8 protein-coding genes and 1 pseudogene are annotated in these 9840 nt (G+C 75.2%); 5 read left to right on the top strand and 4 right to left on the bottom strand.

What is annotated here, in order from left to right; genetic code table 11:
• From AOK18_RS34590 to AOK18_RS23080, 4 genes and pseudogenes are all read left to right on the top strand, one after another.
• Positions 1–151 (top strand): annotated as a pseudogene (locus tag AOK18_RS34590) (NERD domain-containing protein); the annotation flags it as partial.
• A 231-nt stretch (positions 152–382) separates the two neighbouring features.
• Complete coding sequence (locus tag AOK18_RS23090; RefSeq protein WP_055572172.1) at positions 383–898, top strand: SigE family RNA polymerase sigma factor; 516 nt, start codon at positions 383–385, stop codon at positions 896–898.
• A complete protein-coding gene (locus tag AOK18_RS23085; RefSeq protein ID WP_055695579.1) occupies positions 888–1640 on the top strand; it encodes a hypothetical protein in 753 nt (250 codons plus the stop codon). Before AOK18_RS23090 ends, AOK18_RS23085 begins: the two co-directional genes overlap by 11 nt.
• A 53-nt stretch (positions 1641–1693) precedes the next feature.
• On the top strand, positions 1694–2581 hold the full coding sequence (locus AOK18_RS23080) for a class I SAM-dependent methyltransferase (protein ID WP_055695578.1): 888 nt from the start codon (positions 1694–1696) through the stop codon (positions 2579–2581).
• Between the two features lie 162 nt (positions 2582–2743).
• Here the strand turns inward: AOK18_RS23080 and AOK18_RS23075 are convergent, their stop codons facing one another.
• The 3 genes from AOK18_RS23075 to AOK18_RS23065 all read right to left on the bottom strand — a co-directional run bounded on the left by AOK18_RS23075 (position 2744) and on the right by AOK18_RS23065 (position 8285).
• The gene (locus AOK18_RS23075) at positions 2744–4117 is read right to left on the bottom strand and encodes a cryptochrome/photolyase family protein (protein WP_055695577.1); all 1374 of its coding nucleotides are present in this window, start codon (positions 4115–4117) and stop codon (positions 2744–2746) included.
• A gap of 232 nt (positions 4118–4349) precedes the next feature.
• Positions 4350–5927 carry an SDR family oxidoreductase gene (locus tag AOK18_RS23070; RefSeq protein ID WP_240503281.1) on the bottom strand — a complete coding sequence of 526 codons (1578 nt, stop codon included), beginning with the start codon at positions 5925–5927 and terminating at the stop codon, positions 4350–4352.
• A gap of 171 nt (positions 5928–6098) precedes the next feature.
• A complete protein-coding gene (locus tag AOK18_RS23065) occupies positions 6099–8285 on the bottom strand; it encodes an MMPL family transporter (protein ID WP_055695575.1) in 2187 nt (728 codons plus the stop codon).
• Positions 8286–8373: 88 nt separating this feature from the next.
• Between AOK18_RS23065 and AOK18_RS23060 the strand changes: the two genes are divergently transcribed.
• A complete protein-coding gene (locus AOK18_RS23060) occupies positions 8374–8871 on the top strand; it encodes a MarR family winged helix-turn-helix transcriptional regulator (RefSeq protein ID WP_240503280.1) in 498 nt (165 codons plus the stop codon).
• 444 nt (positions 8872–9315) lie between these two features.
• On the opposite strand, the gene AOK18_RS23055 is transcribed toward AOK18_RS23060, so the two are convergent.
• The gene (locus AOK18_RS23055; protein WP_240503279.1) at positions 9316–9609 is read right to left on the bottom strand and encodes a hypothetical protein; all 294 of its coding nucleotides are present in this window, start codon (positions 9607–9609) and stop codon (positions 9316–9318) included.
• Positions 9610–9840 lie beyond the last annotated feature (231 nt).

Below are 9840 nucleotides of genomic sequence, written 5' to 3'. Positions count from 1 at the left end.
CGTCAGGACGCGCACCCCGCCGCGCGGGGTGCGCGTCCTGACGGACGGCGAGGTGGAGGGCCTGGGCGACCTCGGTGGCGTGCTGAAACCGGCGGACGTGGAGGCCCTGTACGCGGTGGCCCGGGACCGGAACACCTGGACCCGGCTCTGAGCGCAGCGGGGCGGGGCAGAACCGGGCGGAGCCGGCCGGGCGGCCGGCCGGGCTGAGCGGACGGGCGCGGAACGGCGAAACGATGTTCCCCCGTACGGCGGTCGATGGATCCCAGGACCCGTGTTCCGCGTCTTCCTCCAGGGCTGTGCTTCCATGTGCGTGATCTGTTGCACCTGTGTGCATGTCAGGTACGGCCGGTCGTACGCACATTCCAGGACACCGGTGGAGGGCATGACCGAGGACGAGTTCGACGCTTTCTACGCGGCCGCGTTCCCTCGGCTGACCGGTCAGCTCTTCGCCTTCACGGGGGATCGGGGCGAGGCCCAGGACGTGGTCCAGGAGGCGTTCGTACGGGCCTGGGACCGGCGCCACGGACTTCAGGCCGACGGGGCGCCCGAGGCGTGGGTGCGCACGGTCGCCATGCGTCTCGCGGTCAGCCGCTGGCGCCGCGCCCGGCGCTGGCTGGAACTGGTGCGCCATTCCGCGATGCCGGAGACGACCCCCGGCCCCGGCCCCGAACGCACCGCACTGGTCGCCGCGTTGCGCGAACTTCCCGAACACCAGCGGATGGCGATCGTCCTTCACCATCTGTGCGACCTCAGTGTCGAACAGGTAGCCTCCGAGACCGGCGCACCCGTGGGGACGGTCAAGGTCCGGCTGTCCCGGGGGCGGGCGGCCCTGGCCAAACAGCTGGCGGTGGACGAGGCCGAGGAGCCGGCCTGGAGGGAGGGCGGCCGTGTCGGATGAACTCGCCACCGCGTTGCACGAGCTGGCGGAGGCGAACCAAGCGCCGCCACCCCTGCCGGCCGCCGAGGTCCGCACCCGGGCGCGACGCCGCTCCCGCCGGCGCCGGACCACCGTCCGCCTCGGCCTGGCCACCTCGGTGGCCGGCATGCTGGCGACGATCGGACTCACCGTGCACGCCGAGGAGCCCGGCCGCGACCCGCGCGCCCCGGCCGGGTCCGCGACGATCGGCACGTCGACGTCCAGCCCCCGGGCACCCGGGGCGGCGACCGGCCGCCCGCCCGGCACCGAGGAGGCCGTCCTCGACCTGGGCCGCCACACCCTCACCTTCGACGGCCGTGTCATGCGCGTCGACCCGCACCCCTCCGGCACCCTCCTGTCGCCCGGCCGCGAACTGACCGTGCGGGCCAAGCACGAGGTCATGCTGCTGCGGAGCGACGGGAGGGCCGGGAACCGCCGCGGGGCCGAGGTCCCGTACGTGGTGGAGCTGCGCACCGGCGACCGGCCGCCGGTCTACGCGGGCGCCCTCGTCCCCGACACCCGGTCCCTCGGCGCCCCGGGCGCCAGGACGGGCTGGCTGGGCCTGGGCATCGACGACGCGCGGTGGTTCTACACCCGCATCCGGCGGGGCGAACACGTCGAGATCGTCTCCCCGGCCGCCCCGGCCACGCCCGCCCCGGGGCCGGACCCGGCCGACGGGCCCGACCCCGAAACCGGCACCGCGACCTCCCGGCCGCCCGCCTGACCGGCCCGGTCCGACCGGAGGCCCCGTACGGCACCATGGGACCCATGGGACCCATGGGCGACAACCGGATCGTGAACACCCACCAGGCCGAGGCGTGGAACGGATACGAGGGCCGGCACTGGGCCGCCCACCAGGCGCGCTACGACGCCCTCAACGACCCCGCCAACACCCCGCTCCTGAACGCCGCCCGCCTCCGGGAGACGGACCGCGTCCTCGACATCGGCTGCGGCAACGGACACCTGACGCGGCTCGCCGCCCGCACCGCGGCACACGCCCTCGGCGTCGACCTGTCCGCGCCCATGCTGGAGCGCGCCCGTGCGAGCGCCGCCGGGGAACACCTCGACAACGTCTCCTTCCTCCGGGCCGACGCCCAGGTGCACGCCTTCCAGGACGCCGCCTTCGACGTAGCCCTCAGCCGCTTCGGCATCATGTTCTTCGCCGATCCGGTCGCCGCCTTCGCGAACATCGGCCGCGCCCTGCGGCCGGGCGGGCGGCTCGCCTTCGTCTGCCCGCAGTCGTTCGACCGGATGGACCAGTCGGTGATCTTCGCGGCCGTCGCCGGACACGTGCCCCTGCCCGACCTGTCCCGGGAGGCGGAGACCGGCCCCGCCTCCTTCGCGGATCCCGCGCGCACCACGCGCGTGCTGCGCGCCGCCGGCTTCGACGACATCGCCGCCGAACCGGTCGAGCTGCCGCAGCTGTGGGGCGAGGACGCGGAGGACGCCGCCGACTTCCTCTTCGGGTGGGGGCCGATGCGTCACTGGCTGCGCGACGCGGCCCCCGACGCCGTCGACCGGGCCCGGCGGGCCGCCGCGGAGGCCTTCCGCGCCTACGAGGTGAAGGAGGCGGAGGGGACCCACGGGCCCGGCGGGGCGAAGGGGGGCGTACGGCTCATGGCGCGGCACTGGCTGGTGACCGCCACCCGGCCGGGTACGCCGTAGGGAAGCCGTGGAAGGCCGGAGAAGCCGGAAACCCCGGAAACCCCGGGGCTCCCGTCCTGCGGCGGGGCGTCCCCCGGATCCCGGATCCCGGACCTTGGACTCCGGGACACGGTGCCCGGAGCCCGGACCCTGGATCCCGGAGAACGGGCCCCGGACCCGGGCTCAGTGGAGGCCGCGGGCGTGCTGGAAGCGGACCAGTCCTTCGGTGAGGTCGAGCAGCGGGGCGGGGTAGTCCAGGGCGGCCCGCCGCTCCTTCGGCAGCCGCCAGGGCGCGTGCACGTTCCGCCCGTCGACGTCCTCCAGTTCGGGTACCCAGCGCCGCACGTAGGCGCCGCTCGGGTCGTACCGCAGACCCTGACGCACGGGGTTGAGGACGCGGTTCGGGCGGGAGTCGGTGCCGGTACCGGCGATCCACTGCCAGTTGAGCTGGTTGTTGACGAGGTCGCCGTCCACGAGCAGGTCCAGGAAGTGCCGGGCGCCGACCCGCCAGTCCACGTACAGCGTCTTGGTCAGGAAGCTCGCCGCCAGCAGCCGTGCCCGGTTGTGCATCCAGCCCTCGTGGAGCAGCTGGCGCATCGCCGCGTCGACGACCGGATAGCCGGTACGGCCCTCCCGCCACGCGGCGACGTCCTCGGCCGCCTCGTCCCCGGTCCGCCACCGGTCGTGCCGGGTGCGGTAGTCCCGCCGGGACGCCTCGGGCCGCGCCGCCAGCACCTGGTGGTGGAAGTCGCGCCAGCACAGCTGGCGCACGAACGCCTCCGCCCCCGGGCCGCCCCGCGAGCGGGCCCGCCGCACGAGCTCCACCGGTGAGAGGGCCCCGAAGTGCAGGTAGGGCGAGAGCCGTGAGGTCGCGTCGCCCGCCAGGTCGTCGTGCCCCTCCTCGTACGCCGGCATCCGGGACCGCGCCCACCGGGCGAACCGCTCGCGCCCCCGCGTCTCGCCCCCGGCGGGGAGGCCGGGGGAGAGGCCGGAAAGGCCCTCCCGGGAGGGCAGCGGCTCGCCGCGCACCGCGTCGGGGACCCGCACGGTGCGCGGCGCCGGGCAGATCCCCCGCAGCTCCTCCTGCGACCAGCGGCGGAAGTAGGGGGTGAACACGGCGTAGTGGTCGGACCCGGCGGGCGTCACGGCCCCGGCGGCGACGGCGGTGGTCACCGCGTCGTGCACCCGCAGCGCCACCCCGCACCGGCCCAGGTCCTCCCGCAGCCGTTCCTCCCGCCGCCGGGCGTAGCCGCTGACACCCGCCGCCATGTGCACCTCCGCGGCCCCGCACTCCGCGGCGACCGCGCCGGTCTCCCGGACCACCGGACCCGTGCGCACGACGAGCCGGCCGCCGCGACGGCGCAGCGAGGCGTCGAGGTCCCGCAGGCAGTCGGCGAGGAAGGCGGCGCGGTTCGGCGCGTCGAAGCCGGCCGCGCGGACCCCGGGATCGCGCACGAAGAGCGGCACCACCTCGTCGGCCGCCGCGAGGGCGGCGCGCAGCGGCGGATGGTCGTGCAGACGCAGGTCCGAGGTGAACAGGACGACCGCGACGGTCATGGGGCTGCTCCTGGTCGTGCGTGGGCCCTTGCTTGCTTCACCGCCGTCTCTTCGGACCGTCCCCGGCCCGTGGATGCGGAACCGGACGCGCCACCGCCGGTCCCGTCACTCACGACGTGAGCGCTGGTCGCGCCACCGCCGGACCCGCCATCCAGGGCGGGGACGCCCGGCACGCCACCGCCGGACCCGTCGCCCAGAGCGGCGAGCGCCGGGCGCGCCACCGCCGGACCCGTCACCCGCGGTGCGGACGCCGGGCGCGCAGGAAGGGCCGGGCACGCCGTACGCGCCGGGCGGGCTCCCGGCTTCCGCGGCGGCCTCCGCGCGCCCTGGTCCCGTGCGCGCTCATGCCCTTCGAGGCCGCCTGGGTGATGTTGCGGGCCATGCCGCCGAAGACGACGGCGTGGAACGGGGCGACGGACCACCAGTAGGCGTGGCCGGGCAGCCCGCGCGGATGGAACAGAGCGCGCTGCCGGTAGCGGGTGCGGCCCTCGTCGTCCGTGTCGGCGTACATCTCCAGCCACGCCAGGCCCGGCAGCCGCATCTCGGCCCGCAGCCGCAGCAGCCGGCCGGGCTCGATCTCCTCGACCCGCCAGAAGTCCAGCGAGTCCCCGACCCGCAGCCGCTCGGCGTCCCGCCGCCCGCGCCGCAGGCCGACCCCGCCGACGAACCGGTCCAGCCAGCCCCGCACCGCCCAGGCCAGCGGGAAGGAGTACCAGCCGTTGTCCCCGCCGATGCCCTCGATCACCTTCCACAGCGACTCCACGGACGCCTCGACCGGCAGCCGGCGCTCGTCCTGGTAGAGGCTGCCGCCGGCCCAGTCGGGGTCGGTGGGCAGGGGATCGCTGGGCGCCCCCGGCACGCTCGCGGACGACCAGCGCGTGGCGACCTGGGCCTCCCGCACCCTCCGCAGCGCGAGGGCCAGCGCCTCGTCGAACGGCAGCGGACTGCCCGGCACGTCGGGCACGTACCGGGCGATGTCGTGCTCGTGGCAGACGACCTCGTGGCGCAGCGACTCCGTCAGCGGCCGGGCCAGGGAGGCGGGCACGGGGGTGACGAGTCCGATCCAGTGGCTGGACAGTCCCGGCGTGAGCACCGGCACCGGCACGACGAGCCGCCGCCGCAGTCCGGCGACGACGGCGTACCGCCGCATCATCTCGAGGTAGGTGAGGACGTCCGGCCCGCCGATGTCGAACGCCCGGTCCACCTCGACGGGCATGCCGGCCGAGCCCACCAGGTAGCGCAGCACGTCGCGCACCGCGACCGGCTGGATCCGGGTGTGCACCCAGCTGGGGGTCACCATGGCCGGCAGCCGCTCGGTCAGGTAGCGCAGCATCTCGAACGACGCCGACCCCGATCCGATGACGACCGCGGCCCGCAGCACGGTGGCGGGCACCGGCCCGTCGAGGAAGATCCGCCCGACCTCGGCGCGCGAGCGCAGATGGGGGGACAGGGACTGCTCCGGGACGCCGCGCGGGGTCAGTCCGCCCAGGTAGACGATGCGCCGCACGCCGGCGGCCCGGGCCTCCTGAGCGAAGGTACGGGCCGCCTGCCGGTCGGTCTCCTCGAACCCGCGGCCGGTCCCGAGGGCGTGCACCAGGTAGTAGGCGACGTCGATCCCGCGCAGGGCCCCGGCGACCGAACCGGGGTCGGTGACGTCGCCCCGGACGGTCTCGACGTCACCCGCCCAGGGGTGGTCGCGGAGCTTGCCGGGGGAGCGGGCGAGGCACCGCACCCGGTGCCCGGCCCGCAGCAGCTCCGGGACGAGGCGCCCGCCGATGTATCCGGAGGCGCCGGTGACCAGGCAGTGCAGCTGCTCGCCGCCCCCGTCCCGCCGTCCGTCCGGGCCCGTGCCCGGGTCCGTGTCCGTCCCCGCGTCGGTGTTCACGTCCGTCTCCTCCGCGCTCGCCGAGACCGCTTCCTCTTCTTCCGCTTCCTCGTCCCTCCCGTCCGATCATGGCGGCAGCGCGGTGTCCGCGCCCGTTCAGCCGGACCGGGAACCGGACTCCGTCCCGGAGGCGGCGCCGGTACCGGCACCCGTACCGGCACCGGCCCCCGCGTCGCCCCCGCGGGCCAGGACGCTCGGCCACCACGCCCGGGGACCGATGTCGATCACGAGTGCGGGCACCAGGAGCGAACGGACCACGAGGGTGTCGAGCAGGACGCCGAAGGCCACGATGAACGCGATCTGGACCAGGAAGGCCAGCGGGATCACCATCAGGGCCGCGAACGTCGCCGCGAGGACGACACCCGCCGAGGTGATGACCCCGCCGGTGGTGGTGAGCCCGCGCAGCACGCCCTGCCGGCTGCCGTGCGCGAGCGCCTCCTCCCGGACCCGGGACATCAGGAAGATGTTGTAGTCGACGCCCAGCGCCACCAGGAACACGAACCCGTACAGCGGCACCGAGGCGTCCGTGCCCGAGAACCCGAGGAGATGCTCGAAGACGAGCGCCGAGATCCCGAGCGTCGCCAGGAAGTTGAGCCCCACGGTCGCCACCAGCAGCACCGGTACGAGCAGTGAGCGCAGCAGCAGGACGAGGATCAGCAGGATGATGGCGAGCACGATCGGCACGATCACCGTACGGTCCCGGGCGGCGGTCTCCTGGGTGTCGTACTGCTGCGCCGTGTAGCCGCCGACCAGCGCGTCGGCGCCGGAGACCGCGTGCACGTTCTCGCGGAGCCGTACGACGGTCTCCTTGGCGGCGTCGCTGTCGGACCCGTCCTCGAGGGTGGCGGAGATCTGGACGCGGCCGTCGGCGACGAGCGGCTCGCCCCCGGGACGTCCGGAGGCGGAGATCGCGGCGGCCGAGGCCACGCCGTCGGTCTTCTCGGCCGCGGCCGTCACCTGGGCGGCCCGGTCGGCGTCGGCGACGATGACGGCGGGGTTCCCGGAGCCGCCGGGGAAGTGCTCGCCGAGCGTCTCCTGGGCGGAGACCGAGGCGGCCTCGCCGACGAAGATCTCGTCGAGCGGCACGCCCTTCGAGGAGAGGGCCGGGGAGAAGGCCGCGAAGACGGCGAGCACCAGCGCGGTCACCACCCACGTCGCGCGCGGACGCCGGTCCACGGTCGCGGCGACCCGCCGCCACACCCCGTGCCGCTCGGCGGGGTCCCCCGCGGAGGACGCGCCGTCGGCCTTCCTCGGCCGCGAGGGCCAGAAGGCGCTGCGTCCCAGCAGGGCCAGCACGGCCGGCAGGAAGGTGAGCGTGGAGAGCACGGAGCACACGATGCCGATGGCGCCGACCGGCCCGAGGGCGCGGTTGTTCGTGAGGTCGCTGGCGAGCAGGGCCAGCAGGCCGAGCGCCACGGTCGCGGCGCTGGCCGTGATCGCCCCGAACGAGCGGCGCACCGCGGTCGCCGCGGCCGTGACCCGGTCCCCGTGCACGGCGATCTCCTCGCGGAAGCGCGCGGTCAGCAGCAGCGCGTAGTCCGTGGCGGCGCCGATCACGAGGATGGAGAGGATGCCCTGCACCTGGCCGTCCACCCGGACGACGTCCCGGTCGGCCAGTGCGTACACGACCGCGCACGCGAGGCCGAGGGCGAAGACGGACCCGAGGATGATCAGGAACGGCAGCAGGACGCTCCGGTAGACCAGCAGCAGGATCACCAGCACCGCGGCGAGCGCCACGCCCAGCAGCAGTCCGTCGATCCCGGCGAACGCGTCCGACAGGTCGGCCTGGCTCGCCGCCGGTCCCGCGATCTGCGCCGTGGTCCCCGGCACGCTCCGCGCCGCCTCCCGGATCTCCTCCAGGACCTCGGGCAGGCCGTCCTCGAGGTCGGGCTCCAGGGGGACGACGGCCTGCATGGCCTGCCTGTCGTCCGAGATCATGGCGGGCGAGGGGGCGGAGACGACCCCGGGCCGTCCGGCGAGTCCGCCGACCGCCCGGGTGGCCGCCTTCTGCTGCGCCTCGGTGACCGTGGCGTCCCCGCCCCCGTCGACCGTCCACACCACGATGGCGGGAACCGTCCGGGCCGCCCCGGCCTCCTCGAACGCCTCACCCGCTTCGAGGGCCTTGGTGGACTCGGCGCTCTGCGGCAGGAACGCGGCCTGGTCGTTGGTGGAGACCTCGCCCAGCTTGCCCGCGTAGGGGCCGAGCATGCCGCCCACACCCAACCAGACGATCAGCAGGACGAGCGGCACGAGCCACCGGCCCCAGCGCGGTGTGGTTCTCATCGAATCCCCAAGCGACATCGGAACGGAACGGGACAGCAAGTCTCAACCATCAAGTATCTCAACGGTTGAATGAATATATACTGACCACATGTCCGGCACCGAAACCCCCTCGTCCCCCCTTCCCGGGAACGACCCCACGGGGATGCAGGCGTTCGCGGTGCTGCTGCGCCGGATGAACACCGAGTTCAACCGCATCTCCCACGAGTTCGCCCAGACACAGGGGCTCCACCTCACCGACGTCCAGGCGCTGATGGCGATCCTGGACGCCGACACGGACGACGGACCGATGACCCCCGGCCGGCTGCGCGACCGGCTCGACCTCACCTCGGGCGCGGTGACGGCCTGCATCGACCGCCTGGAGAAAGCGGGCCACATCCGCCGCGTACGCGCCCTGGACGACCGGCGCGTGGTCCACCTGCACTACGAGGAGGCGGCCAGAGCCGTCGCCGCCGACTTCTTCCGCCCCCTGGCCCGGGGCACCGAAGCCGCCCGCTCCCGCTTCACCCGCGAGGAACTGACGACGGTGACCCGCTTCCTCGCCGAACTGAACCGGGAACTCGTCCTCCTGGGCCGCCCCACCCCCTGAGCGGGGACGGCACGCGGCCCTCGCTCACCACGCGGCCCTCGCCCACGTCGGGGAGGGCCGGGGGCGCCATGGCCGTCCGCCGGCCGACCGCCGCACCCGTGCCGCGGGGAGGGCGGTCCGGCTCCCGCCCCACCGCACGAGGGGAAAAGGGGGAGGGGGAGAAGGGTGACGGAGACGGGCACGCGGGGCTCGCGGGCTCACCCCGGTACTCGACGTACGCGGCCGGGGCCGCGCCCCGGCCGGAACGGCCGGAGGCACGCGCCACGCGGAGCGGGCCGTACCCGCCGCGGAACCGCGATCACCGTGGCGCGAGCGTGACCCCCGGCTCGCACCGGCCCGCGAGCCGCGCGCGCACGCCGCCGGTCCCCGGTCCCGGGAGACGCCGCCGGTTCCCGGGAGACGGCGTGCCGGGATGAGGGGGCCCCGGGACGCGGCGTCCCGGGATCAGAGGGAGGCGACGCCCTGCCGTGACGGCTCCCCGGGGCCTTCGCCCCCTTCGACGAGTCCGGCCTGCAGGAGAAGCAGACGGGCCAGGGCGCGCGCCTCGTCGGCGGTGAGCGCCGCCCACGTCCCCGGCACGCCTCCCCGCTCCCGGCCGACGTCCAGGGCGACCCTGCCGATGGGCCGGTCCGCGGGTGCGAGCCGCAGACACCGCACCGCGATCCTGCGCCCGCAGGCCGTCACGAACGAGGGGTCCTCCACCTCGGTGGGGAGCAGGTCCCGCCCTGTCGTCGTCATCCGTCTCACACTCCTTCGCGCCGGCCGGCCCGGTAACCCCGGCCGGTGCACTGTCCGTTGTGCCCGCTGGGTGCGTCCCGTCCGTCGGTGATGCCCGTCGGGACACCACGGTCAGCGCGGCGCGGAGCCGAAATGTTCCCCGCTGTCGTGTTTCCCGCGCTCCCGCCCCCCGCCGCCCCGTTTCCCGGGGACCTGCTCCCCGTGCCCCTGCTCCCCGTGCCCCTGCTCTCC

The sequence above is a fragment of the Streptomyces prasinopilosus genome (genome assembly GCF_001419695.1).
Taxonomy (GTDB): Bacteria; Actinomycetota; Actinomycetes; order Streptomycetales; family Streptomycetaceae; genus Streptomyces; species Streptomyces prasinopilosus.
This window is presented reverse-complemented; position numbering and strand designations above follow the sequence as displayed.